Raw genomic sequence first — 25,697 nt, forward strand, 5'->3', positions numbered from 1 at the left:
GCCCGTCCGGTGGGCAGGACGGCAGGGAAGGGGACCGGCGATGACCGCATTCTCGCTCGAACCGGCACAACTCACCTGGTGCGAGGAGCTGCGCGCCCTCGCCGCCGAACGGCTGCGCCCGCTCGCCGAGAAAGGCGAGCCGGGCCGCGTCAACCGAGCCCTGGTCACGGAACTCGGCGCCCTCGGCCTGCTGTCCCGCCTGTTCACCTCGGGTGCGCTCGACCTGTGTCTGATGCGGGAGTCCCTGGCCCACGCCTGCACGGAGGCCGAGACCGCCCTCGCCCTCCAGGGCCTGGGCGCCCACCCCGTGCACGCGCACGGCACCGAGTCCCAGCGCGCCCGCTGGCTCCCCCGCGTGAGCGACGGCACCGCGGTGGCCGCCTTCGCCCTCAGCGAGCCGGACGCGGGCTCGGACGCGGCGGCGCTGTCCCTGCGGGCGGAACCGGACCCGGGCGGGGCACGGGACGCCGACGGGTCCGCCGCCTGGCGGCTCACCGGCGAGAAGTGCTGGATCTCCAACGCTCCCGAGGCCGACTTCTACACCGTCTTCGCCCGCACCACCCCCGACGCCGGAGCCCGCGGCGTCACCGCCTTCCTGGTGCCCGCCGACCGCCCCGGCCTCACCGGCGCACCGCTCGACATGCTCTCGCCGCACCCCATCGGCACCCTCGCCTTCGACGCCGTGCCCGTCACCTCGGACGACGTGCTCGGCGAACCGGACCGCGGCTTCCGGGTGGCCATGGACACCCTCAACCTGTTCCGCCCCAGCGTCGGCGCCTTCGCCGTCGGCATGGCACAGGCCGCCCTGGACGCGACCCTCGCGCACACCACCGCCCGCGACGCCTTCGGCGGCAAGCTGCGCGACCTCCAGGCCGTCTCCCACCAGGTCGCCGAGATGGCACTGCGCACGGAGGCGGCCCGCCTGATGGTGTACGCGGCGGCGACGGCGTACGACGCGGGCGCGCCGGACGTCCCGAAGCGCGCCGCGATGGCGAAACTCCTCGCCACCGAGACCGCCCAGTACGTCGTCGACCGCGCCGTCCAGCTGCACGGCGCCCGCGCCCTGCGCCGCGGCCACCTCCTCGAACACCTCTACCGCGAGGTGCGCGCCCCGCGCGTCTACGAGGGCGCGAGCGAGGTGCAGCGCGGCATCGTCGCCAAGGAGCTGTACCGGACGCACCCCACGCAGGACGCCGCGAGCCAGGAGGCCGGAGCATGACCGCCGAACGGGTCAACCCACCCGAACTGTCCCCGCCCACCGGCTTCTCCCACGCCGTCGTCGCCACCGGCACCCGCCTCGTGTTCCTGGCCGGCCAGACCGCCCTCGACACCGACGGCAAGGTCACCGGCGACACCCTCCCCGCCCAGTTCGAACGGGCCCTCACCAACCTCCTCACCGCCCTGCGCGCCGCCGGCGGCACCCCCGCCGACCTAGCCCGCGTCACCGTCTACGCCACCGACGTCGCCGCCTACCGCACCCACGCCGCCGAACTCGGCCGCACCTGGCGCGAGCTGGCGGGCCGCGACTACCCGGCGATGGCGGTCGTGGAGGTCGTACGGCTGTGGGACGAAAGGGCGTTGGTGGAGCTGGACGGGTTCGCGGTACTGCCGTAGCCGTCGTACTGCGGTAGTCGTCGCACCGCGACAGCCGTCGTACTGCCGTGGCGGACCCGCGGCCTCTACCATTCCGGCATGCCGGACATCGAACTGAGCGCGGGAACCATCGAGTACGAGGACACCGGCGGCACGGGCCCGGTCGTCGTCCTCCTGCACGGACTCGTCCACGACGCGACCGTCTGGCGCGAGGTCATCGCCGACCTGCGCATCGGCCACCGGGTGATCGCGCCGACCCTGCCCTACGGCGCCCACCGCCGCGCGATGCGCCGGCCCCCGACACCCGACCTGGTCAACGAGCTGATCGCCGAGTTCCTCGACCGCCTCGACCTGACCGACGTCACCCTCGTCGAGAACGACTGCGGACGCGCCCAGACGGTGGCCGCCCGGCACCCCGAGCGGCTCGCGCGGCTGGCGCTCGTCGCGTGCGAGGCGTTCGACAACTACCCGCCGGGCCTGCCCGGGAAGCTGATCGGCATCGCCTGCCGGGTCCCCGGAGGCGTGTCCCTGCTGGTCCGAACCCTGGGACTGAAACCGTTGCGCCGCCTGCCCGTCGGCATCGGCGCGCTCACCAAACGCCCCGTGCCGGACGCGGTCGTCGACGGCTGGCTGCGCCCGCTGCGCACCGACCCGGCGATCCGGCGGGACTTCCGCCACTACGGCACGCACGTGCGCCGCGACGAACTGCTCGAAGCCGCCCAGGGACTGCGGAGGTTCGACCGGCCCGCGCTCGTCGTCTGGGCGACCGAGGACCTGATGATGCCCCGCGCCCACGGCCGACGCCTGGCCGAACTCCTCCCGAAGGGACGGCTGGTGGAGATCGAGGACACCCGGACGCTGATCCCCGAGGACCAGCCCGAACTGCTCGCCTCCCTGCTGCGGGAGTTCATCGCCGAGAAGAACTGAGTCGGTACCGGACGGTTTCAGGCGGCCATCACCAGGTGCCCTCCCGGCACCCGGCGCGGGCCGACGACCAGGCCGTCGGGCCGCAGCTCGCCGGTGTCGTCGAAGACGATCGTGCCGTCGCACAGCAGGCTCCACCCCTGCTCCGGGTGGGCGGTGACGACGTGCGCGGTGACGACGCGCGCCTCGGGGGAGTCGGCTGCGGGGCAGGAAGGCCGGTGGGTACACATGGCGCACCTCCACGTCGAAAGACCGTCCCGTCCTCGGGACCGTCGCGTGTACCGACGGTGCGCCCGCGGGGAAGCCATCGCCAAGACCCGGGCGGCAAGCGTGACAACACCCGGACAAGCCGGCGACGGTTCCACGACGGCCGACGCGGACTCGCCACCGAAGGGGTGACGGTCACTGTCGTCGGCCCCTCCGCCCGGTACCAGTGGAACCCCTCATTCCGAACCACCGGGAGGTTCCCATGCCCGTACGATCCACCGCCCTCGCCACGGTCGCAGGCACCGCCCTGCTCCTGCTCGCCGCGCCCGCCGCCACGGCAACACCACACGACGCCCGCCTCGTCGCGGAGTCGGTGACCGTCGACCCGACCGGCCGCGTCGCCGCCGACGGCAGCGTCACCCTCTCCGGTACCTACCGCTGCACCAGCGGCACCGGCCCGGTCTACGTCAGCTCCACCGTGAGCCAGAGCGACCCGTCCGTCCGGTACGGCGTCGGCGGCACCCGCGCGGTCTGCGACGGCCTGGAGCACCGCTGGGTCAACACCGGCACGCCCGACACGGTCGTCATCAAGCCCGGCGCGGCCCACGTCGAGGCCACCCTGATGGAGCTGCGCCCCATGGGTATCGTGCCGCTCCCGAGCTTCCACGCCCGGCAGGCACAGGACGTGACACTGACGGAGGGCTGACCCGCGCGGTGGTCTTCCGCGCCTGCCCGGGCGCGATCCGCACCGAATGCCGATCTCTCTGTTCGTCACCTTCCCCGGAGGGAATGGACGGGAATTTCAGGTTCGTTTCCCGGGTCCCGTGCCGGGCCGCGGCGCACGCACCGGATTCTGCCGCTGCTGCGGAAGCGACACCGGATCGGCGGCCGTCCTACCCGACGGATCGTCACCCGGAGTGACCGCGGCGCGTTGCCGGTGGCGCGGCACCGCACGCCGGGGCGGACGGGTGAGCGTGATCTGCCGGATGACCTGCTGGAAGCAGACCAGCGAGGCCAGACCGGGCAGGGCGGCCGCCGCGGCGTCGCTGACCGTTCTGGGCGCCTCCGCGATGCACAGCAGCATCGCGATGGCCGAGAAGAGCAGGACGACGGCCCAGGAGTGCACGGCGCGGCGCTGGTGCAGCGCGGCCCGCAGCACCGCGAGCGAGGCCACCAGCCAGGGCCCGTAGACCAGCAGCGGCCACCAGGACACGACGCTGCCGCGGGTGCGGGTCACGGCGGCCAGACGCAACGGCTCGTAGGCCACCATGCCGCCGAACAGGCTCACGGAGGCGGCGATGACCGCGGCGAGCGCGGCGACGAACAGGCTCGCGGCGCGCAGCCGGCTCACCTTTCTCCCTCTGCGGACCCTGCGGTGACTCGTCGGGGACTCCCTCAACGGGGGCAGCTCCGCCGTGATCTCCTGCAGATTGCTCAGCGGTGTGCCCGGGGCGGGTGCGAGCGCCGAGGTGTCCGTCGCGGAGGGGACGCCGGTCCGGTTCTCCATCGCGTCCTGGAGCAGGAACGCGAGTTCCTCGGCCGGGTCCCAACCGGGTTCGGGCGGAACCAGGGTCTCCTGGAAGGCCGCCTCGGGCGCACGGTGCCGACCGGTGCCCGTGGCGCGGAACGGCCCTTCGCCGTACGGCATTTCGGGGTGCGTGTGTTCTTCGTACACGAGGTGCCGGTCACTCCGCCCGGGTGTACGTCAAGGAGCCCTGCGTACGGCCCCACCGCTCGGCGAGGCCGGTCTCCAACTCGGTCATGACGTCCAGGAAGCGCTGCAGGACCGGTTCGGTGACCCGGAGCGGGACGGGGCGGCCGCCTCTGGTCAGAGTTCCGTCGCTCGGTGACGGACAGTGATCTCTGCCGGGCCTGTAGGTGTACGGGCCAAGCGCCGTCAATTCCCCGCGTTCCTCGGTCATATCCGAAGTAACGTCTGCCTACTCCATCGGATGCGCGGCAGTCGAGTGAACGACTTCTGCGATACTTACCCAATCAAGAATTCACACCGGCTCGCCCATGTCCTTGTACGAAAAGCGTCAAAGGGGTGCGCGATTGGGGGATCGCCGGTCACGCGGAGCGACCTCCAGCCTCGTCCCTGGGGGCGTAGCCGAGGGACGCGCGGTCGATCAGGCGGTCACCGAGATCGCGCACGGGCGCGGGCTTCGGCGTCGGCACGGCATTCCTGGCCGTGGCCCTCTTCGCGGTCGGTTTCGGGGCGGACCTCCTGCCGCCCGTACGCTTGACCGGCGTCCCCTTCTCCTGCCTGGCGGCCCTCGCGGCCGGCGTGTCCCGTGCCGCGTACTTCTTGCGGAGCGCCGAGAGTTGCCCGCGCTCCTGGACGGCCACGTCGGCGGGAAGGGCGTTGACGACGGCCCGGGCCCGGGCGAGCGCGTAGCGTGCCGCGTTCCAGTTCTTCTTGTCGATCGCCGCGCGGGCCAGGCCGAGGGCCTGGTGCAGCGCCTTGACCTTCGCGGGCCGGCGCCTGGGTATGGGAACCTCGGCCCCGCCGGCGCGCCGTTGCCCGGCGGCCCGGGTGCCCCAGTCCGTGCCCGAGGTCAGGACGACGGCCGAACGGGGGTTGCTGCTCCGACTTCGACGTACCACGTGCCGCTGTTTCCTTACATGGGAATGCCGCCGCACCCGTCCGTGGTCCGCCGAGTGGCAGGTCAGGCACGGGTGCGACGGCGTTCGCGGGTCAGATGTCGCGGAAGATCTCGATCTGCGCACCGATCGAGTTCAGCCGCTCGGCGAGGTCCTCGTAGCCGCGGTTGATGACGTACACGTTGCGCAGTACCGACGTGCCCTCGGCGGCCATCATCGCGAGGAGGACGACCACGGCGGGGCGCAGGGCCGGCGGGCACATCATCTCGGCGGCGCGCCAGCGGGTGGGGCCCTCGACCAGGACGCGGTGGGGGTCCAGGAGCTGGAGGCGGCCGCCGAGGCGGTTGAGGTCCGTGAGGTAGATGGCGCGGTTGTCGTAGACCCAGTCGTGGATGAGGGTCTGACCCTGGGCGGAGGCGGCGATGGCCGCGAAGAAGGGGACGTTGTCGATGTTCAGGCCGGGGAAGGGCATCGGGTGGATCTTGTCGATGGGCGCCTCCAGCTTGGAGGGGCGCACCGTGAGGTCCACCAGGCGGGTGCGGCCGTTGTCGGCGAAGTACTCCGGCGTGCGGTCGTGGTCGAGGCCCATCTCCTCCAGGACCGCCAGCTCGATCTCCAGGAACTCGATCGGGACCCGGCGGACCGTCAGCTCCGACTCCGTGACCACGGCGGCGGCCAGCAGGCTCATCGCCTCTACCGGGTCCTCGGAGGGGGAGTAGTCCACGTCGGCGTCGATGACCGGCATGCCGTGCACCGTGAGGGTGGTGGTGCCGATGCCTTCGACGCGGACGCCCAGGGCCTCCAGGAAGAAGCACAGGTCCTGGACCATGTAGTTGGAGGAGGCGTTGCGGATGACGGTGACGCCGTCGTGGCGGGCGGCGGCCAGGAGCGCGTTCTCCGTGACCGTGTCGCCCCGTTCGGTCAGGACGATGGGGCGGTCCGGGCGGACGGCCCGGTCGACCACCGCGTGGTAGTGGCCCTCGGTCGCGGCGACGTCCAGGCCGAAGCGACGCAGCGCGATCATGTGCGGCTCGATGGTGCGGGTGCCGAGGTCGCAGCCGCCGGCGTAGGGCAGCCGGAAGCGTTCCATGCGGTGCAGCAGCGGGCCGAGGAACATGATGATGGAGCGGGTGCGGACGGCGGCCTCGGCGTCGATGGCCTCCATGTCCAGCTCGGCCGGCGGCACGATCTCCAGGTCGGTGCCGTCGTTGATCCAGCGGGTGCGCACACCGATGGAGTTGAGCACCTCCAGGAGGCGGTAGACCTCCTCGATGCGGGCGACCCGCCGCAGCACCGTGCGCCCCTTGTTGAGCAGCGAGGCGCACAGCAGGGCCACGCAGGCGTTCTTGCTGGTCTTGACGTCGATGGCGCCGGACAGGCGACGGCCGCCGACCACGCGCAGGTGCATCGGGCCCGCGTAGCCCAGGGAGACGATCTCGCTGTCCAGCGCTTCGCCGATCCGGGCGATCATCTCAAGGCTGATGTTCTGGTTGCCGCGCTCGATGCGGTTGACGGCGCTCTGACTGGTGTTGAGCGCCTCGGCGAGCTGTGACTGCGTCCAGCCGCGGTGCTGCCGAGCGTCACGGATGAGCCTGCCGATGCGTACGAGGTAGTCGTCTGCCATGAGGTTGAGGCTATCTCAGATATGAGATCGCGCCTCTCGGGGGGTCCGTCCGGGTGACGTGACGTCAAGAAACCCCCGGTCACGGCTCAGCCGCGCTTGCTCGTCGTCGTGCGACGCCATCCGAAAGGTCCCGGCAAATCCATCGATGTCGTACGACGTCCGGTGCTGCTGCGGGTGTGGCGCGGGCCGTTCCCGCCTCCGGTGGTGATGGACCACGAGCGTTTGTTGATGTTCAGCCGCACCCCGGGGAGGATCCGGAAGCTCTTGCGGAACGTGAGCGGCATCGTGCCCCCTTCCTTGTCGCGCCGGGTCGGTCCGGCACGCATCGGATACCCCCGTTCGGCGTACTGATGGCCGCACGGGTCACCCGGGATGGGGTGCACGCCACACGGCGCCCGGACATGACCGGGCCGCCCCCATGTACTAGAGTTATCTCGACATCGAGATATCTGCCGAGGCGTACCGCAGTCGCACGCCGCTCCAGTCTGGTGGTAAGGGTTACCTAACTTAGCCTTACCTTAGCGGATCGGCCAGGGGGCGTGGCGGCAGGATGCGGTGGTACGCGCACATAAATGAAGGAGACTGTCGTGTCGGCGAACAGCTTCGACGCCCGCAGCACACTGCAGGTGGGCGACGAGTCGTACGAGATCTTCCGGCTGGACAAGGTCGAGGGCTCCGCGCGCCTTCCCTACAGCCTGAAGGTGCTGCTGGAGAACCTGCTCCGCACCGAGGACGGCGCGAACATCACCGCCGACCACATCCGCGCCCTCGGGGGCTGGGACTCGCAGGCCCAGCCGTCGCAGGAGATCCAGTTCACGCCGGCCCGCGTGATCATGCAGGACTTCACCGGCGTGCCCTGTGTCGTCGACCTCGCCACCATGCGTGAGGCCGTCAAGGAGCTGGGCGGCGACGCGGCGAAGATCAACCCGCTGGCCCCGGCCGAGCTGGTCATCGACCACTCCGTCATCGCCGACAAGTTCGGTACCAACGACGCCTTCAAGCAGAACGTCGACCTGGAGTACGGCCGCAACAAGGAGCGCTACCAGTTCCTGCGCTGGGGCCAGACCGCCTTCGACGAGTTCAAGGTCGTCCCGCCCGGCACCGGCATCGTCCACCAGGTGAACATCGAGCACCTGGCCCGCGTCGTCATGACCCGCGACGGCAAGGCGTACCCCGACACCCTGGTCGGCACCGACTCGCACACCACCATGGTCAACGGCCTCGGCGTCCTCGGCTGGGGCGTCGGCGGCATCGAGGCCGAGGCCGCCATGCTCGGCCAGCCGGTCTCCATGCTCATCCCGCGCGTTGTCGGCTTCAAGCTCACCGGTGAGCTGACCCCCGGCACCACCGCCACCGACCTCGTGCTCACGATCACCGAGATGCTGCGCAAGCACGGCGTCGTCGGCAAGTTCGTCGAGTTCTACGGCGAGGGCGTGGCCGCCACGTCGCTGGCCAACCGCGCCACCATCGGCAACATGTCGCCGGAGTTCGGTTCCACCGCCGCGATCTTCCCGGTCGACGACGAGACGCTGAACTACATGCGCCTGACCGGCCGCAGCGAGCAGCAGGTCGCGCTGGTCGAGGCGTACGCCAAGGAGCAGGGCCTCTGGCTGGACCCGAAGGCCGAGCCGGACTTCTCCGAGAAGCTGGAGCTGGACCTCTCCACGGTCGTGCCCTCCATCGCCGGCCCGAAGCGTCCCCAGGACCGCATCGTCCTCGCCAACGCCGCCGAGCAGTTCAAGCAGGACGTGCGCAACTACGTCGACAGCGTGGACGAGGCGGGCCAGGAGTCCTTCCCGGCCTCCGACGCCCCCGCCGTCACCAACGGCGTGCCGTCCAACCCGGTCCCGGTCACCGCCCCCGACGGCACGACCTACGAGCTGGACCACGGCGCGGTGACGGTCGCGGCCATCACCTCCTGCACCAACACCTCCAACCCGTACGTCATGGTCGCCGCCGCCCTGGTGGCCAAGAAGGCGGTCGAGAAGGGCCTGACCCGCAAGCCGTGGGTCAAGACCACCCTCGCCCCGGGCTCCAAGGTCGTCACCGACTACTTCGAGAAGGCGGGCCTGACCCCGTACCTCGACAAGGTCGGCTTCAACCTCGTCGGCTACGGCTGCACCACCTGCATCGGCAACTCCGGCCCGCTGCCGGACGAGGTCTCCAAGGCCGTCAACGAGCACGACCTCGCCGTCACCTCGGTGCTCTCCGGCAACCGCAACTTCGAGGGCCGGATCAACCCCGACGTCAAGATGAACTACCTGGCGTCCCCGCCGCTGGTCGTCGCCTACGCCCTCGCGGGCTCCATGAAGGTCGACATCACCAAGGACGCCCTGGGCGTCGACCAGGACGGCAACCCGGTCCACCTGAAGGACATCTGGCCGACCGAGGCCGAGGTCAACGAGGTCGTCGCCAGCGCCATCGGCGAGGACATGTTCTCCAAGTCCTACAGCGACGTCTTCGCGGGCGACGCCCAGTGGCAGGCGCTGCCGATCCCGACCGGCGACACCTTCGAGTGGGACTCCGAGTCCACCTACGTGCGCAAGCCCCCGTACTTCGAGGGCATGGGCATGGAGCCGGCCCCGGTCGAGGACATCTCCGGCGCCCGGGTGCTCGCCAAGCTGGGCGACTCGGTCACCACCGACCACATCTCCCCGGCCGGTGCGATCAAGGCCGACACCCCGGCCGGCAAGTACCTGACGGAGCACGGCGTCGAGCGCCGCGACTTCAACAGCTACGGCTCGCGCCGCGGCAACCACGAGATCATGATCCGCGGCACCTTCGCCAACATCCGCCTGCGCAACCAGATCGCGCCGGGCACCGAGGGCGGCTACACCCGCGACTTCACCCAGGACGGCGGTCCGGTGGCGTTCATCTACGACGCCTCCCGGAACTACATCGAGCAGAACATCCCGCTCGTCGTCCTGGCCGGCAAGGAGTACGGCTCCGGCTCGTCCCGCGACTGGGCCGCCAAGGGCACCGCGCTCCTCGGCGTCAAGGCCGTCATCGCCGAGTCGTACGAGCGCATCCACCGCTCGAACCTCATCGGCATGGGCGTCCTGCCGCTCCAGTTCCCGGAGGGCCAGACCGCCGAGTCCCTCGGACTGACCGGCGAGGAGTCCTTCTCCGTCTCCGGCGTGACCGAGCTGAACCACGGCACCACCCCGCGCACGGTGAAGGTCACCACCGACACCGGCGTCGAGTTCGACGCGGTCGTCCGCATCGACACCCCGGGTGAGGCGGACTACTACCGCAACGGCGGCATCCTGCAGTACGTGCTGCGCAGCCTGATCCGCAAGTAGGCGGACCCGCACAACGGCCGAGGGCCGCACCCCCGTCACCGGGAGTGCGGCCCTCGCGTCTGTTCGCCTCAGAACATCAGGCGGTACGTGTTCCAGCCACCGCTGCCGATCTTCACGCGGGCCTTGAACGGGGAAGCGGCGTTGCCGGTGCCCTTGTACAGGTACAGCGCACCGTTCTTGTCGCGCGCGACCACGTCGGTGATGCCGTCGATGTCGATGTCGCCGACGGAGAGGACGTTGTTGTACGTGTTCCAGCCACCGCCGACGCGGGTGCGGGACGTGAACGGCGCCTTGTAGTTGCCGGTGCCCTTGTAGAGCCACAGGACGCCCGACTTGTCCTTGGCGACGATGTCGGCCTTGCCGTCACCGGTGAGGTCGCCCTTGCCGGTGATGTGGGTGTAGGCGTTCCAGCCGCCGCCGACCTTGTAGCGCTGGGTCAGCTTGCCGTTGCCGTAGCCCAGGTACAGGTACAGGTTTCCGGAGCTGTCGCGGGCGAGCAGGTCGTCGGCGCCGGCACCGCCCAGGTTGGCGCCGGAGAACAGCTGGTTGTAGATCTTCCAGCCGTTGCCGACGAGGGTGTGGTCCTCGGTCCCCCAGGGGGCCCAGTAGAGCTGGCCCTCGGACGTGACGTGCCAGATGCCGTCCGAGAATCCGTCGGCGTCCTGGTCGACCTGCGTCATGGCGCGGGCCGTCTGCCAGCCGTAGCCGGCGTCCCAGCGAGCGTCCAGCCCGCCCTCGAAGTCGGGGTCGTAGCTCCACAGGTCACCCGCGCCGTCCACACCGAACACCGGGTTGATCGGTGCGTCTCCGGGCATGGCGGAGGTGCCGTACTTCTCGGCACCCGACGGCTTCACGTCGAGGTGCGACCGGGAAGCGCTGGCTCCCGGTCCGTCGGCGGCGACGGCGCTGCTCGCACCGGTCGCCACCAGAGCGGCGGTGAGCGCCGCAGCCGTGGCACGCGCCAGGGCGCGACGCGTGTTCAGGCCGGAGCTTTTGGCCACGTGGATCCTCCATCTGGTCATGCGGAAGGGACCGCGAACGGGTAAGTCCGCAAGATCCCGGGATACTTCGTGATCCTTACACATGACGTTCACACGTCAATCAGATTTACGACCGGGGACGAGAGCGGTACAGAACGGGTACGCAAGCGCAACGTGGGGCGTACAACCTTTTGCGGGGTACGCCGGTCACCCGGCGTACCCCGCGACGTCATTCCACGCTCACCTTCGGGTTCAGGACAGCAACTCCACCTCCGCCAGCGTGTGCTCGCCGTCGAGGACCAGCCGGTACTCGGCGTACGAGCCCGGCGACTTCACCGAGAACGCCCGCGTCTGCCGGTCCCAGGCGAAGGACTCGCCGGAGCGCTCGTCCAGCGTCCGCCAGGTGGTGCCGTCGGCCGAGCCCTGGAGCTTCCAGCCGGCCGGGGCCTTGGTGCGGTCCGCCGAGGAGGTGAGCGTGTACTGGACCGCCCTCGCGCCCTCGCCGGACACGGGCAGGTCCACCGACGTCACGCTCGCGTCCGTCGCCGAGGTGTTGTCGAACAGCGCACCCTGGCCGGTGATCGCGTCGGTGCGCGGGGTCGGCACCTCGTCGTCCTGGGTGATCGACGGCGGCGCCGCGTTCTCGCCCGTGCCCCACGAGGAGGGCTTCGGGCCCATGTCGAACTCCAGGACGCCGCCCTTCGCGATCAGCGCGTGGGGGAGCGAAGTGGAGTTCCAGCGCTTGCCGTTGACCTTCAGACCCTGCACGTAGACGTTCTTCGTGCTGTTCTTCGGCGCCTTGACGACCAGCTCGCGGCCGTTCTCCAGGTGCACCGTCGCCTTGGTGAAGAGCGGGGACCCGATGGCGTACTCGCCGCTGCCCATCACCAGGGGGTAGAAGCCGAGCGAGGAGAAGAGGAACCAGGCCGACTGCTCGCCGTTGTCCTCGTCGCCGTGGTAGCCCTGGCCGATGTCGCTGCCGGTGTACAGCCGCTGGAGCACCTCGCGGATGTTCTTCTGCGTCTTGTACGGCTGCCCGGCCGCGTCGTACATGTACAGGGCGTGGTGGGCGACCTGGTTGGAATGCCCGTACATGCCCATGCGGACGTCCCGCGCCTCGACCATCTCGTGGATGACCCCGCCGTAGGAGCCCTTCAGGTCCGGCGAGGCCGTCTCCGGGGTGGAGAGGTACTTGTCGAGCTTGTCGCCGAGGCCGTCCCGGCCGCCGTACAGGTTGGCCAGGCCCCGGCTGTCCTGCGGGGCGGTGAAGGCGTAGCCCCAGCCGTTGGTCTCCGTGTAGTCGTAGCCCCACACGCGCGGGTCGTACTTCCCGGAGTCCACGCGCCAGTTGCCCTTGACGTCCTTGCCCTGGAAGAAGCCGGCCTTCGCGTCGAAGAGGTTGACGTAGTCCTGGGCGCGGTTGAGGAAGTACGCGGACTCGTCCTTGTACCGCTTCTGGCCGGTCTCCTTGTAGAGCTTCTCGCCCATCTTCGCGATGCCGTAGTCGTTGAGGTAGCCCTCCAGCGCCCACGACAGGCCCTCGTGCGTCTCGGTGCCGGTGTAGCCGAGGAACGGCGAGGTCTCCATGCCCTTGCGCCCCACGCCCGAGGACGGCGGCACGACGGTGGCGTTCTTGACCGCCGCGTCGTACGCCGCCTTCGCGTCGAAGTCGACGCCCTTGACGTAGGCGTCCGCGAAGGCCACGTCGGAGGAGGTGCCGGTCATCAGGTCCGCGTAGCCGGGGGAGGACCAGCGCGAGGTCCAGCCGCCGTCCTTGTACTGCTGCACGAAGCCGTCGACCAGCTCACCGGCCTGGGACGGGGTGAGGAAGGAGTACGCGGGCCAGGCGGTCCGGTACGTGTCCCAGAAGCCGTTGTTGACGTAGACCTTGCCGTCCACGATCTTGGCGCCGGTCTCGGTCGGCGTGTTCTCCTTGACCGCCTTGGAGAACGGGGAGGCGTACTTGTACTTTCCGGCCACCTTCTCGTGGCCCGCGTTCGGGTACAGGTACAGCCGGTAGAGGCCGGAGTACAGCGTGGTCAGCTGGTCCTGCGTGGCGCCCTCCACCTCGACCTTGCCGAGGATCCGGTCCCACTGCTTCTGGGCGTCCCGCTTGACCTTGTCGAAGGAGGTGCGCTTCGGGATCTCCTGGCGCAGGTTGTCCTTCGCCTGGTCGACGCTGATCAGCGAGGTGGCGATGCGCATCGTCACGGAGTGGTCCCGGCCGGCGTCGAAGCGCAGGTGGCCCTTGACGCCGCTGGAGTCGCCGCCGGTGACCTTGCTGTCGAACTCGCCGTAGACGAAGAGGCGGGTGGCACCGGCGGAGCCGCCGGACTTGACGTCCGAGTAGCCGGTGAAGGTGCCGTTCTCCTTGTCCAGGGTCAGGCCGGCGTCGTTGTTGACGTTGTCGAAGATCACGCTCGCGTCGTCACCGGGGTAGGTGAAGCGCATCATCGCCGCGTGGTCGGTCGGCGCCATCTCGGCCTTGAGGCCGTTCTCGAACCGCACCCCGTAGTAGTACGGCCTGGCCGTCTCGTTCTCGTGCCGGAAGGCCAGCTCGCGGGCGTCCCGGCCGGTGTCCGGGGTACCGGAGGCGGCCGAGGGCATCACCTGGAAGGTCTGCCGGTCGCCCATCCAGGGGCTCGGCTCGTGGCTCGCGCCGAACGCCTCCAGGGTGGGCAGGTTGTCGTCGTTGTTGCCGCTCGCGTACTCGTAGATCCAGCTGAGCGAACCGGCGTTGGTCACCGGCGTCCAGAAGTTGAAGCCGTGCGGCACGGCGGTCGCGGGGAAGTTGTTGCCGCGCGAGAAGCTGCCGCTGGAGTTGGTGCCGCGGGTGGTGAGCGCGTAGTCGGACAGATGGGCCTTGGGACGCTCGGGCGCGGCCCGCTTGATCTCCACGTCGTCCAGCCAGCCGCGAAACTTCGCCGGGCCCTTGGGGGAGTCGTAGGCCACCAGGATCCGGTCGACGGTCTTGCCGGCCGCGACCGAGCCGATGCCCGACTCGACGCTGTTCCACTGGTTCACGTAGAGGATCTTGGCGTCGCCCTGACCGCGCGGCGTCAGCGGGAACCCGTGCTGGTCGGTGGCCTTGAGGTCGCTCAGATAGGTGCCGTCGGTGAAGGCGAGGTCGACGGAGACGTTCGTGGCGTCGTAGTCGAGGTCGCCGTCGGCCATCGACGGGAAGATCTTGTACGACAGCTCGCTGCGCCGGTCGACCTCGACGTTCACGTCGAAGACCTTGTTGTACGAGTAGCCCCGGCCGTCCGCGGTGTGCCGGCCCGCGTAGCGCAGCGCGTGGGTGCCGGTGAACCCGGCGTTCGCCTTCGCGGTCGGCGAGCCCACCGGGCCCTCGTCGACGAAGGAGAGCATGTCCTCGGGCGTGGGGACCTCGGTGTCGCTGGTGGCCAGCTGCACGTCGGCGAGCTGGAGCGCGTCGCCGGCCCCGTTGTTCTTGGTGATCTCCAGCCGGAAGTGCTGGAACTCGGCGGTCTCGGCGAGTGTGTACGTCTTGGTCTGGAACCGCTCGCCGAAGTGCTCCCCGGAGCGGGTGTCCAGCGTCTGCCAGTTCTCGCCGTCCGCCGATCCCTTCAGCGTCCAGTCCAGCGGGTCGCGTTCGTCGTGGTCGTTGGCCGAGGTGAGGGCGTACTTGGCGATCTTCGTCGGTGCGTCGAGGTCGAACTCGACCCAGCCGGTCGGCGCGAAGGTGAGCCACTTGGTGGCCGGCTCGTTGTCGACGAGGTTCTCCTTCACCTCCCGGCCGCCCGTGTTCTCGGCGCTGGCCCGCACGCCGGTGACGTTCTCCGTGACGTTGCCGGGTATGCCGGTGCTGTACCCGCCGTCCACGCCGGAGGCGCGCTTGCCGCCGTCCCGGTCGGTGTCCACGGTGTCGGTCCAGTCCGGAACCGGGTCGTCCGCCTCGAAGGACGACGCGAACTCCCGGTCGGCCTTGGCGGGGGCGCCCGGCAGCGCGACCGCCGCTCCCTGTGAACCCACCGCCAATGCGAAGGCGGTCGTCATGACGACCGCCGGACCCCATCTGTGCCGAACTCCGTACTGCATGTCCTGGCCACCCTCCCTGCGCGTGGGACAACGTTGTCAAATCAGCTGCGCAAGGACCAGTAGGGGTCAAGTGGCATGTGATGTCAAGGGTGTTGGATGTGGCGTTCGGGGCTTATGGCAGGGATTCCTCCGGCATGCGGCGCACAGGCCGCTCATATTTCCGGGAGGTCTCAACTCGGAAAAGACGTACCGCGAACCTTGCATTCGATCTTGCTCCCCCGGCGGAAAGTGGACTATACCTGTCGCCCACCGGGGGATACGGGGGAACCGCGACGAGGAACCGTCCAAGGCGCCCGAACAGCGGTGACGGTTTCCGTGACCGCACAGCAGTACCCGCATTTCCTGCACGACCCAGCGTGACCCGATCGCGGTGCCGGGAGGATCCGGTTCACCGCCTGAGTCCTGGAGAAGGCGAGGACTTGAGCATGGGATCCACTTCCGCCGAGAACAACGGTACGGGCGTCGGCCGCCGCGATCTGATCAAGCGGTCCGCCGCGCTCGGCCTGATCTCCGTACCGGCCATGAGCTTCCTGTCCGCCTGCGCGAGCGGCGGCGGGGACGACCAGGAGAAGGCCGAGGCGGGCGAGAAGTCCGCCAAGAACCCGCTCGCGGTCAACGACAGCGCCCAGATGGAATTCGTCCTCTTCGACGGCGGCTTCGGCAAGGAGTACGCCGAGGACGCCGTGAAGCTGTACGAGAAGGCCTTCCCGAAGGCCAAGGTGAAGTTCGCCGCCACCCAGAAGATCCAGTCCACCCTCCAGCCGCGCTTCAACGGCGGCAACCCGCCCGACCTCGTCGACAACTCCGGTGCCGAGCAGATGGACATGGGCGTCCTGGTCGGCAAGAAGCAGCTCGCCGACCTCACCCCGCTGCTCGACGCCCCGTCCTACGACGACCCGAACAAGAAGGTCCGCGACACGCTGCGCCCCGGCATCGTGGAGATGGGCCAGTTCGACGGCGACCCGGTCTGGATCCTGTACTACGCCTACACGGTGTACGGCAACTGGTACTCGCAGAAGGCCCTCGACTCCCTGGACGCGGAGTACCCCAAGACCTGGGACGAGATGATCGCGGTCTGCAAGAAGGCCAAGAAGAAGGGCATGGCCGGCTGGACCTACGCCGGCAAGTACCCGTACTACATCCCCTTCTCGATGTCCCCGATGATCGCCAAGGTCGGCGGCCGAGAGGTGCTCGACGCGATCGACAACCTGGAGCCGAACGCCTGGAAGCACCCGGCGGTCAAGACGGTCTTCGAGGCCTGGTACGAGCTGTTCAAGGGCGGCTACATCCTCAAGGGCACCCCGGGCCTGGACCACATCCAGTCGCAGACCGCCTGGGCCAAGGGCGACGCCCTCTTCCTCCCCAACGGCTCCTGGGTGGAGAACGAGTCGGCCAAGGTCATCCCCGCCGACTTCGACCTCGCCGTCTCCGCCCCGCCCGGCATCGACGACTCCGACAAGATGCCCTTCGGCACCATCTGGGCGTCCGGCGGCGAGCCCTTCATCGTCCCGGCCAAGGCGGCCAACGGCGCCGGCGGCATGGAGCAGTTGCGCATCATGCTCAGCGAGGCGTCCTCGAAGAACTTCACCAGCAAGGTGAAGTCCCTGAGCGCCTACAACGGCGGCACCGACGGCATCGAGCTGACCCCGGGCCTCAAGTCGGGCGTCGCGGCGCTGGAGCTGGCCGGCGACAACGTGGTGAACCCGCGCATGCAGGACTGGTACGTGCAGCTCCAGAAGGAGAAGATCGGCGTCTCCTGCCTGGGCGAGATGATGGCGGGGCGGATGACCCCGGCCGAGACCATCAAGAAGATCCAGGGCTACGCAGACGAAGCCGCCAAGGACTCGTCGATCAAGCACTACAAGCACCAGTGAGGACGCGTCACCAGGGCCTGTCCGGCGCCACCGCGCCGGGCGGGCCCTGGCGGCGCCACCCGCGCGCAGATCGGGGTCGGTAGCAATGCAGCACGGCAAGTACCGGTTCATCGTGGGGTTCCTGGCGGTTCCCCTGGGGCTGTACGCGCTCTTCGTCATCTGGCCGTTCATCCAGTCCATCTACTACTCGTTCACGGACTGGACGGGGCTGAGCCCCGAGTTCAAGATGGTTGGCTTCGACAACTACTCGCGGATGCTCGACGACGACATCTTCTGGAAGTCGTTGCAACACAGCGTGATGTTCGCCCTGTTGGTTCCGCTGGTGACCCTCAGCCTGGCGCTCTTCTTCGCCTTCATGATCAACGTGGGCGGACGGCGCCGCCGCGGCGGCCCTGGGATCACCGGTGTGCGCGGCTCCGGATTCTACAAGATCGTGTACTTCTTCCCGCAGGTCCTGTCCATCGCGATCGTCGCCCTGCTGTTCCAGTTCGCGTACAACCCGGACAGCGGTGCGATCAACTCGCTGCTGCGCGGGATCGGCCTGGGCTCCGTCCAGCCGCTGTGGCTCGGCGACCCCGACATCGCCCTGTGGTGCGTGATGGCGGTGCTCGTCTGGTCGACGGTCGGCTTCTTCGTGGTGCTCTTCTCCGCGGGCATGGCCTCCATCCCGGGGGAGCTGTACGAGGCCGCGCTGCTGGACGGCGCGAACCGCGCCACCACCTTCTTCAAGGTGACCCTGCCGCTGCTGTGGGACACCGTGCAGTCCGGCTGGGTCTACATGGGCATCCTCGCGCTGGGCGCCGAGTCCTTCGCGGTCGTGCAGATCATGACGACCGGACCCGGTGGACCCGACTACTCGACCACCGTCATGGTCCTGTACGTGTACCAGAAGGCGTTCCGTGACGGTCAGGCCGCCTACGCCACCACCATCGGCGTCGCCCTGCTCGTCGTCACGCTGGCCTTCGCCGCCGTCGTGATGCGGCTGGGCCGGCGCGAGCGGCTGGAGTACTGATCAATGAAGACGACCGAGACCCCCGCCCCCGTACCTGCCGAATCCGGTACGCCCGTCCTCAAGGCCCAGGCCGCCCCCGGCGGACTGAAGAAGGGGAAGAAGGAGGGCACCACCCTCAACGTCTTCTCCCACGGCGTCCTCGTCATCTGGGCGATCATGGTCGGCATGCCGCTGGTGTGGGCGGTGATGACCTCCTTCAAGGACGACGCCTCCATCTTCGGCTCGCCCTGGTCACTGCCCGACAAGCTGAACTTCGACAACTGGTCTCGGGCCTGGTCCCAGGCGCACATGAGCGACTATTTCCTCAACACCGTCCTGGTGGTCGGCGGTTCGCTCGTCGGCACCCTGGTGCTGGGTTCCATGGCGGCCTATGTGCTGGCCCGGTTCGACTTTCCGGGCAACCGGTTCATCTATTACTTGTTCATCGCCGGCATGAGTTTCCCGATCATGCTCGCTCTGGTCCCGTTGTTCTACGTGGTGGACAACATGGGGATGCTGAACACCATCCACGGGCTGATCCTGGTCTACATCGCCTATTCACTGCCCTTCACGGTGTTCTTCCTGACCGGGTTCTTCCGCACATTGCCCACTTCGGTGGCGGAGGCCGCTTTTGTGGACGGAGCCTCCCACTCGAGGACTTTCTTCCAGGTCATGCTGCCGATGGCCAAGCCCGGTCTGATCAGCGTGGGAATCTTCAACTTCCTGGGCCAGTGGAACCAGTACATGCTGCCGACCGTGCTGAACACGGACCCGGACAAACACGTCCTCACCCAGGGCCTGGTGCAGCTGGCGGTCAGTCAGGGGTACAAGGGCGACTGGTCGGGCCTGTTCGCCGGCCTGGTCATGGCGATGCTGCCGGTGCTGGCCGCGTACATCATCTTCCAGCGCCAGGTGGTCCAGGGGCTCACGGCGGGCGCCCTGAAGTAGCGCGGACGGCCCCCTCGAACCTCACGCGCATGCCGCTCCCGGACTCCGGGGGCGGCATGCGCGTGTGTGCAGGGCGGGCCGCTGGACACCCGGATGCGGTTCAACCTCTTGACGGGAGGTGACCCGAACGGCTCAGCTTAGAGTTCACTAGTTGGACATGGAAGGGGCCTCATCGAAGCGGCCCCGCGCGCAGGAGGTCGTCGTGGAGACTCCGGGGTCGCAGTCGTCGCTGCACCGAGCCAACCTGGAACGCGTCGTACGGGCGGTACGGCTCGCCGGTTCGCTCACGCAGGCGGAGATCGCGAGGACGACGGGCCTGTCCGCGGCCACGGTCTCGAACATCGTCCGGGAACTGAAGGACGGCGGAACCGTCGAGGTCACGCCCACCTCCGCGGGCGGCCGCCGGGCCCGCAGCGTCTCGCTGAGCGGTGACGCCGGCATCGTCATCGGCGTGGACTTCGGCCACACCCACCTGCGCGTCGCGATCGGCAACCTCGCCCACCAGGTGCTCGCCGAGGAGTCCGAGCCACTGGACGTCGACGCGTCCTCGGACCAGGGCTTCGACCGGGCGGAACAGCTGGTCAGCCGACTGATCGCGGCCACCGGCGTGGACCGCGCCAAGATCGCCGGGGTGGGCCTGGGCGTGCCGGGGCCCATCGACGTGGAGTCCGGGACGCTGGGCTCGACCGCGATCCTGCCCGGCTGGGGCGGCACCCGGCCCGCCGAGGAGCTGCGGGGGCGGCTCGGCGTGCCGGTGCACGTGGACAACGACGCCAACCTGGGCGCCCTGGGCGAGCTGGTCTGGGGCAGCGGCCGGGGGGTGCGGGACCTGGCGTACATCAAGGTCGCCAGCGGCGTCGGTGCCGGTCTGGTGATCAACGGAAAGATCTATCGCGGTCCGGGCGGCACAGCGGGCGAAATCGGGCACATCACCCTCGACGAGGCCGGCCCCGTCTGCCGATGCGGAAACCGGGGTTGCCTGGAGACCTTCGCGGCAGCACGCTATGTGCTTCCGCTCCTCCAGCCCGGCCACGGCACCGATCTGACGATGGAGGGCGTCGTGCGGCTGGCGCGGGACGGTGACCCGGGCTGCCGTCGGGTGATCGCCGACGTCGGCCGCCACATCGGCAGTGGAGTCGCCAATCTCTGCAACCTGCTCAACCCGAGCCGGGTCGTCCTCGGCGGCGATCTCGCCGAGGCCGGTGAGCTGGTGCTCGGGCCGATAAGAGAGTCCGTGGGGCGTTACGCCATCCCCAGCGCGGCGCGGCAGCTCTCGGTGCTTCCCGGGGCCCTCGGCGGCCGTGCGGAGGTGCTCGGGGCCCTCGCCCTCGCCCTCAGCGAGATGGGCGATTCGACCCTCTTGGACGGATCTGCGACCGGCGCTCTGCCGGCGGCCACGCCTGCCTTCACTTAGAGCACGGATGGCACCGTTGTCATCTCGTTAAGGATTTACTTCTTGACGTCGCACGTGTGGCCGAGTTGACTTCCAGCCACCTCGGCCGCAACGACGCGGCCTCGTCAGGGAGGTTTCTGAAGTGAACACGCGTATGCGTCGTGCCGCCGTTGCTGTTGCCGCGGGTGCCATGGCTGTCTCGCTCGCCGCCTGTGGAAGCGCCAAGGAGTCCGGCGACAAGGACTCGTCCGACTCGGCGGCGAAGAAGGGCGACGACATCAAGGTCGGTCTGCTCCTTCCCGAGAACCAGACCGCTCGGTACGAGAAGTTCGACAAGCCCATGATCGAGAAGAAGGTCAAGGAGCTCACGAACAACAAGGGCGAGGTCGTCTACGCCAACGCCAAGCAGGACGCCAGCCTGCAGAACCAGCAGGTCGACACGATGGTGACCAACAAGGTCGACGTGCTGATCATCGACGCGGTGGACTACAAGGCGATCGCGGGCTCGGTCAAGAAGGCCAAGGACGCCGGCATCAAGGTCGTCGCCTTCGACCGCCTGGCCGAGGGCCCGATCGACGCCTACACCTCGTTCGACAACGTCACCGTCGGCAAGACGCAGGGCGAGGCGCTCCTCGAGGCGCTGGGCGACAAGGCCAAGGACGCCCAGATCGTCATGATGAACGGCTCCTCCACCGACCCGAACGCCGCCCAGTTCAAGGAGGGCGCGCACGCCGCCCTCGACGGCAAGGTGAAGGTCGGCCGCGAGTACGACACCAAGGAGTGGAAGCCGGAGAACGCCAACGCCAACATGGAGGGCGCCATCTCCGCCCTCGGCAAGGGCAAGATCCAGGGCGTCTACTCCGCCAACGACGGCATGGCGGGCGGCATCATCACCGCCCTGAAGGCCGCCGGGATCGCCAACGTCCCGGTCACCGGCCAGGACGCCGAACTCGCGGGTGTGCAGCGCATCGTCACCGGTGAGCAGTACATGAGCGTCTTCAAGTCGTACCCGAAGGAGGCCGAGACCGCGGCCGAGATGGCCGTCGCGCTCGCCAAGGGCGAGTCGCTCGACTCCATCGCCAACGACAAGGTCGACAGCGCCAGCGCCAAGGGCATCCCCGCGGTCATCGTCCCGGTCGTCTCGCTGACCAAGGACAACATCAAGGAGACCGTCATCAAGGACGGCTTCTACACGCTCGACGAGATCTGCACGGACAAGTACAAGGCCGCCTGCGACAAGATCGGCCTCAAGTAAGCGGACCCGCGTCCCGCGCCGCGTGAGCGCCCCGGGACCGGCCGCCCCAGCTCCTCCGGCGTCCCGCACTCATCAGCCCCGCAAGCTACGCGGGGCGCCGGACGGAACAACCCCCCCAATACTTCTGCACAACCTCCCGCCGGGTCAGGCGGCGAAGGAGATGGTTCACGTGTCCGCTACGCCCGTGCTGGCGTTGCGCGGGGTCTCCAAGCGATTCGGTGCCGTCCAGGCGCTCACCGACGTAGAGCTTGAGGTCCACGCCGGTGAGGTGGTCGCCCTGGTGGGCGACAACGGCGCCGGTAAGTCCACGCTGGTCAAGACGATCGCCGGCGTGCACCCCATCGATGAGGGCGCCATCGAGTGGGACGGCAAGGCCGTCTCGATCAACAGGCCGCACGACGCCCAGAGTCTCGGCATCGCGACGGTCTACCAGGACCTCGCGCTGTGCGACAACATCGACGTCGTCGGCAACCTCTACCTGGGCCGGGAGATCCGCAGGCGCGGCGTCCTGGACGAGGTGGAGATGGAGCGCCGCTCCCGCGAGCTCCTCGACACGCTGTCCATCCGCATCCCGAGCGTCCGCATCCCGATCGCCTCGCTCTCCGGCGGTCAGCGCCAGGTGGTGGCGATCGCCCGCTCCATGCTCGGCGAGCCCAAGCTGGTCATCCTGGACGAGCCCACCGCGGCCCTCGGCGTCGAGCAGACCGCGCAGGTCCTCGACCTCGTGGAGCGGCTGCGCGAGCGCGGCCACGCCGTCATCCTCATCAGCCACAACATGGCCGATGTCAAGGCGGTCGCCGACAAGGTCGCCGTCCTGCGCCTCGGGCGCAACAACGGCGTCTTCGAGGTCAAGTCGACCTCCCAGGAAGAGATCATCTCCGCCATCACGGGCGCCACGGAGAACGCCGTGACCCGTCGTGCGGCACGCGCAAATGGGGAGATCAAGAAGTGAGCATCGACAAGACCTCCACGCCCGCGGACAGCGCGGTGGAGAACACCGACGCGGCGGCCGCCGCCGTCACCGCCGTCGACCCCCGGCTGCTGGTGCGTGAGCAGGGCTTCGCCGGCTACCTGGGCGAGTTCAAGCGGAAGATGAAGGCCGGTGACCTCGGGTCCATACCGGTCGTCGTCGGCCTTCTGATCATCTGGGCCATCTTCACCAGCCTGAACTCCAACTTCCTCACCGCCGGCAACTTCTCCGACATGTCGGTCGCCATGGTCGGCACCGGCATGATCGCCGTCGGCATCGTCTTCGTGCTGCTGCTCGGGGAGATCGACCTGTCGGTCGGCTCGGTCAGCGGTGTCGCGGGCGCCACCTTCGCGGTGCTGAGCGTCACGCACGGGATGAACGAGTGGCTCGCCCTGCTGCTGGCGATCCTCACCGGCACCGTGGCCGGCGCCATCCACGGCTTCGTCTTCGCCCGCATCGGTGTCCCCGCCTTCGCCGTGACGCTCGCCGGACTGCTGTTCTGGCAGGGCTTCATGCTCCAGATCCTGGGCGACAACGGCACGATCAACCTCGACTCCGAGGGCGTCGTCGTCAAGCTGACCAGCTACTACTTCAGCGACGTGGCCGCCGCCTACGGCCTGGCGATCGTGGTGACCGCGGGGTACTTCCTCACCGCGTTCTTCGACAACCGCCGCCGTGAGTCCGTCGGGGTGCCGTCCCGGCCGCTGAACGAGATCATCGTGCGCACGGTGCTGCTCGCGGTCCTGGCCTTCGCCGTGGCGATCGTCTTCAACCAGTACAAGGGCCTGCCGCTGGCCGTGGTGATCTTCCTGGCGTTCCTGCTGCTCACGGACTTCGTCCTGCGCCGCACCGCCTACGGCCGCAAGATCTTCGCGCTCGGTGGCAGCGTCGAGGCATCCCGCCGTGCCGGTATCAACGTGGAGCTGGTCCGGATCTCGGTCTTCGCGATCGCCGGCGGCTTCGCGGCGATCGGCGGCCTCTTCGTGGCGTCGAAGATCGCCTCCGCCAACCAGGGCGCGGGCACCGGTGAGTTCCTGATGAACGTCATCGCCGCGGCGGTGATCGGCGGTACGTCCCTGTTCGGCGGCCGCGGCCGCACCTGGGACGCGCTGCTCGGTGTGATGGTCATCGTCTCGATCCAGTACGGCCTCGCCCTGGAGGGCATCGCCTCGCCGGTCCAGTACATGATCACCGGTGGCGTGCTGCTGGCGACCGTCGTCATCGACGCGGTCACCCGCAAGACGCAGAAGACGGCCGGCCGCGCGTAGCACGGGTCAGAGCCCGTCGCACCCGTCGCACGGCCGACGACGGTCCGCCCGCCCGCCCAGCTGAGCCCTGGGCCGGCGGGCGGACCGCTTTTCACGCCGTCCGGGGTGGGCCGTACGGTCCTCAGCAGACGCCGAGGTCCTGCCAGACGCCCCACTGGCCGGTGGTCCCGGGCTCCTCGCCGGTCGTCCACCACTTGGCCTTCCAGGTGTGCCCCTGGTGGGAGACCTGCTGCCCGCCGGTGTAGACCGACCCCGGCTTCCACGGGGCGGCCGTGCACTGGCTGCCGTTGCCGCCGGTGACGGTCAGCGTGTACGTGGTGCTGTGGCTGCCGGACGGGCTGGTGCCCGTGACGGTGACGGAGTAGGTCCCCGAGACGGCCTGGCCGGTGGTGGCGAGGGTGAGCGTCGACTGCCCGCCCGCCGTGACCGCGCCGGGACCGAACGACGCGGTGACGCCCGCCGGTACCCCGCTCGCCTTGAGCTGCACCGTCTCCGCCTCACCGGTCTTCACCGCGGTCTTCACCGTGGTGGTGGCCGAGGCCCCCGCGGTCACCGTGCCGGAGGCCGGGGCGGCGGAGAGGGAGAAGTCGTTCGCCGGGGCGGTGCCGCCGCCGGTGAAGGGCGCGAAGATGTGCGAGAAGTCCCAGGTGTTCTGCTGGATGCCCGAGCAGTTGTCGGCCGCGCCGCCGCCCGCGCAGCTTCCGTTGTCCCGCTGGAGCGCCCAGAAGGAGAGCGTGTCGATGCCCTGCTTCAGGGCCCAGTCGTAGACCGTGCGGGCGTTGTCCAGGGTGAAGGTCTCCGCCGGTCCGAAGTCGTCGACGCCGATCATCTCGATGACGCCGATCATGTGCCACAGGTCGGCGGAGGACTTGTCCGGGTGGAGCCGGGCCAGTACGTCGTGCAGACCCTGCGTCGCCGTCTGGGTGTCCTTGGCCATGTCGTGCGGCTGGTTGTCGTAGTAGTCGAACGTCATGAGGTTCACGACGTCGACCTTTGTGCCGTTCTTCACGGCGTTCTCGAGCAGGGCGACGCCGTTGCTCGCGAGGCCGCGGGTGGTGGTGGGCAGGGTGTAGGAGATCTCGATGTCGCGGCCGTTGCCGGCGGCCCAGTCCTGGACCAGCTTGATCGCCTTGTTGCGGCGGTCGATGCCCGCGGTGTTGTCCAGCGAATCGATCTCGATGTCCATGTCGAGCCGGCTGACGTCGTAGGTCGTGATGACCTTCTCGTAGGCCGCGGCGATCTGCTGGACGTCCGTGCAGCTGTCGGCGATCTCGGTGCCGGTGGTGTCGGCCGTGTAGCCGCCGAACGAGGGGATGACGTCGCCGCCGTTCGCCTGGATGGTGTCGACGTCGGCGCCGAAAGTCGACTGCGCGATCGGCATCGAGGTGTCGCCGTTCCAGTACGGCGTGCAGGAACCCGGGATCGCCGTCTGGAGGAAGGCCATGGTCAGGTGCCTGGCGCCGGACTGGGCGGCCAGCGCGGCCGGGCTCTCGCCGGTCCAGGCCTCGAAGTACGGCGCGAAGACCCGGTCCGGCAGCGGGGTCGCCGCCTGGGCCGCGCCGGTGCCGGACAGCGCGAGGCCCACCGCGGCCACGGTGGTGGCGGCCGCGGTGAGGGCCGCCCGGATGGAACGCATGCGTCTCATGTCAGTCCCGGTGTGTGTGGGGAGGAACGTCGATTCCCGTGCTGTGCTGGGGTGTTGCCG

General features: G+C 69.1%; 21 protein-coding genes. 12 read left to right on the forward strand and 9 right to left on the reverse strand.

Annotation, left to right across the window (positions count from 1 at the left end; genetic code table 11):
• Positions 1-40 precede the first annotated feature (40 nt).
• The 3 genes from ACZ6IM_RS09085 to ACZ6IM_RS09095 all read left to right on the forward strand — a co-directional run bounded on the left by ACZ6IM_RS09085 (position 41) and on the right by ACZ6IM_RS09095 (position 2,520).
• On the forward strand, positions 41-1,219 hold the full coding sequence (locus ACZ6IM_RS09085; RefSeq protein ID WP_052839986.1) for an acyl-CoA dehydrogenase family protein: 1,179 nt from the start codon (positions 41-43) through the stop codon (positions 1,217-1,219).
• Positions 1,216-1,614 carry a RidA family protein gene (locus tag ACZ6IM_RS09090; RefSeq protein WP_052839985.1) on the forward strand — a complete coding sequence of 133 codons (399 nt, stop codon included), beginning with the start codon at positions 1,216-1,218 and terminating at the stop codon, positions 1,612-1,614. The genes ACZ6IM_RS09085 and ACZ6IM_RS09090 overlap by 4 nt, the downstream gene beginning before the upstream one ends.
• Before the next feature lie 78 nt (positions 1,615-1,692).
• Positions 1,693-2,520, forward strand: coding sequence for an alpha/beta fold hydrolase (locus ACZ6IM_RS09095; RefSeq protein ID WP_052839984.1), 828 nt, complete (start codon positions 1,693-1,695; stop codon positions 2,518-2,520).
• A gap of 17 nt (positions 2,521-2,537) precedes the next feature.
• Here ACZ6IM_RS09095 and ACZ6IM_RS09100 read toward each other — a convergent pair whose 3' ends face one another.
• A complete protein-coding gene (locus ACZ6IM_RS09100; RefSeq protein ID WP_052839983.1) occupies positions 2,538-2,747 on the reverse strand; it encodes a DUF5999 family protein in 210 nt (69 codons plus the stop codon).
• Positions 2,748-2,986: 239 nt separating this feature from the next.
• Between ACZ6IM_RS09100 and ACZ6IM_RS09105 the strand changes: the two genes are divergently transcribed.
• Positions 2,987-3,430, forward strand: a complete 444-nt coding sequence (locus ACZ6IM_RS09105; protein ID WP_469555415.1) for a DUF6299 family protein — start codon at positions 2,987-2,989, stop codon at positions 3,428-3,430.
• 96 nt (positions 3,431-3,526) lie between these two features.
• Here ACZ6IM_RS09105 and ACZ6IM_RS09110 read toward each other — a convergent pair whose 3' ends face one another.
• From ACZ6IM_RS09110 to ACZ6IM_RS09130, 5 genes are all read right to left on the reverse strand, one after another.
• Positions 3,527-4,372 carry a DUF2637 domain-containing protein gene (locus ACZ6IM_RS09110; protein WP_469555418.1) on the reverse strand — a complete coding sequence of 282 codons (846 nt, stop codon included), beginning with the start codon at positions 4,370-4,372 and terminating at the stop codon, positions 3,527-3,529.
• Between the two features lie 37 nt (positions 4,373-4,409).
• Positions 4,410-4,646: a hypothetical protein gene (locus ACZ6IM_RS09115; protein ID WP_052839980.1), complete on the reverse strand. Its 237-nt coding sequence runs from the start codon at positions 4,644-4,646 to the stop codon at positions 4,410-4,412.
• Positions 4,647-4,794: 148 nt separating this feature from the next.
• Positions 4,795-5,331: a hypothetical protein gene (locus ACZ6IM_RS09120; protein WP_052839979.1), complete on the reverse strand. Its 537-nt coding sequence runs from the start codon at positions 5,329-5,331 to the stop codon at positions 4,795-4,797.
• Between the two features lie 91 nt (positions 5,332-5,422).
• The gene (locus tag ACZ6IM_RS09125; protein ID WP_052839978.1) at positions 5,423-6,952 is read right to left on the reverse strand and encodes a helix-turn-helix domain-containing protein; all 1,530 of its coding nucleotides are present in this window, start codon (positions 6,950-6,952) and stop codon (positions 5,423-5,425) included.
• 86 nt (positions 6,953-7,038) lie between these two features.
• Positions 7,039-7,236, reverse strand: coding sequence for a DUF4236 domain-containing protein (locus ACZ6IM_RS09130; protein ID WP_469555423.1), 198 nt, complete (start codon positions 7,234-7,236; stop codon positions 7,039-7,041).
• A gap of 303 nt (positions 7,237-7,539) precedes the next feature.
• Between ACZ6IM_RS09130 and acnA the strand changes: the two genes are divergently transcribed.
• Complete coding sequence (gene acnA / locus ACZ6IM_RS09135) at positions 7,540-10,254, forward strand: aconitate hydratase AcnA (RefSeq protein WP_052839977.1); 2,715 nt, start codon at positions 7,540-7,542, stop codon at positions 10,252-10,254.
• 68 nt (positions 10,255-10,322) lie between these two features.
• On the opposite strand, the gene ACZ6IM_RS09140 is transcribed toward acnA, so the two are convergent.
• Both ACZ6IM_RS09140 and ACZ6IM_RS09145 read right to left on the reverse strand, forming a co-directional pair.
• Positions 10,323-11,255: an FG-GAP repeat domain-containing protein gene (locus tag ACZ6IM_RS09140; protein WP_469555426.1), complete on the reverse strand. Its 933-nt coding sequence runs from the start codon at positions 11,253-11,255 to the stop codon at positions 10,323-10,325.
• Between the two features lie 231 nt (positions 11,256-11,486).
• Complete coding sequence (locus ACZ6IM_RS09145; protein ID WP_469555429.1) at positions 11,487-15,293, reverse strand: GH92 family glycosyl hydrolase; 3,807 nt, start codon at positions 15,291-15,293, stop codon at positions 11,487-11,489.
• A gap of 425 nt (positions 15,294-15,718) precedes the next feature.
• Here ACZ6IM_RS09145 and ngcE point away from each other — a divergent pair, with 425 nt between their 5' ends.
• From ngcE to ACZ6IM_RS09180, 7 genes are all read left to right on the forward strand, one after another.
• Positions 15,719-17,167 carry an N-acetylglucosamine/diacetylchitobiose ABC transporter substrate-binding protein gene (gene ngcE, locus ACZ6IM_RS09150; RefSeq protein ID WP_052839974.1) on the forward strand — a complete coding sequence of 483 codons (1,449 nt, stop codon included), beginning with the start codon at positions 15,719-15,721 and terminating at the stop codon, positions 17,165-17,167.
• 85 nt (positions 17,168-17,252) lie between these two features.
• Positions 17,253-18,179, forward strand: a complete 927-nt coding sequence (locus tag ACZ6IM_RS09155; protein ID WP_469555433.1) for a carbohydrate ABC transporter permease — start codon at positions 17,253-17,255, stop codon at positions 18,177-18,179.
• A 3-nt stretch (positions 18,180-18,182) separates the two neighbouring features.
• Positions 18,183-19,106 (forward strand): carbohydrate ABC transporter permease, encoded by a 924-nt coding sequence (locus ACZ6IM_RS09160; protein ID WP_052839972.1) that lies wholly within the window; start codon positions 18,183-18,185, stop codon positions 19,104-19,106.
• Between the two features lie 202 nt (positions 19,107-19,308).
• The gene (locus ACZ6IM_RS09165; RefSeq protein ID WP_052839971.1) at positions 19,309-20,520 is read left to right on the forward strand and encodes an ROK family transcriptional regulator; all 1,212 of its coding nucleotides are present in this window, start codon (positions 19,309-19,311) and stop codon (positions 20,518-20,520) included.
• 133 nt (positions 20,521-20,653) lie between these two features.
• A complete protein-coding gene (locus ACZ6IM_RS09170; RefSeq protein WP_469555901.1) occupies positions 20,654-21,754 on the forward strand; it encodes an ABC transporter substrate-binding protein in 1,101 nt (366 codons plus the stop codon).
• A gap of 160 nt (positions 21,755-21,914) precedes the next feature.
• Positions 21,915-22,706, forward strand: coding sequence for a sugar ABC transporter ATP-binding protein (locus ACZ6IM_RS09175; protein ID WP_052839969.1), 792 nt, complete (start codon positions 21,915-21,917; stop codon positions 22,704-22,706).
• Positions 22,703-23,992 carry a sugar ABC transporter permease gene (locus ACZ6IM_RS09180; protein WP_469555438.1) on the forward strand — a complete coding sequence of 430 codons (1,290 nt, stop codon included), beginning with the start codon at positions 22,703-22,705 and terminating at the stop codon, positions 23,990-23,992. Before ACZ6IM_RS09175 ends, ACZ6IM_RS09180 begins: the two co-directional genes overlap by 4 nt.
• Before the next feature lie 121 nt (positions 23,993-24,113).
• Here the strand turns inward: ACZ6IM_RS09180 and ACZ6IM_RS09185 are convergent, their stop codons facing one another.
• Positions 24,114-25,637 carry a glycosyl hydrolase family 18 protein gene (locus ACZ6IM_RS09185; RefSeq protein ID WP_469555441.1) on the reverse strand — a complete coding sequence of 508 codons (1,524 nt, stop codon included), beginning with the start codon at positions 25,635-25,637 and terminating at the stop codon, positions 24,114-24,116.
• Positions 25,638-25,697 lie beyond the last annotated feature (60 nt).

The organism is Streptomyces sp. NPDC042336, assembly GCF_055581985.1.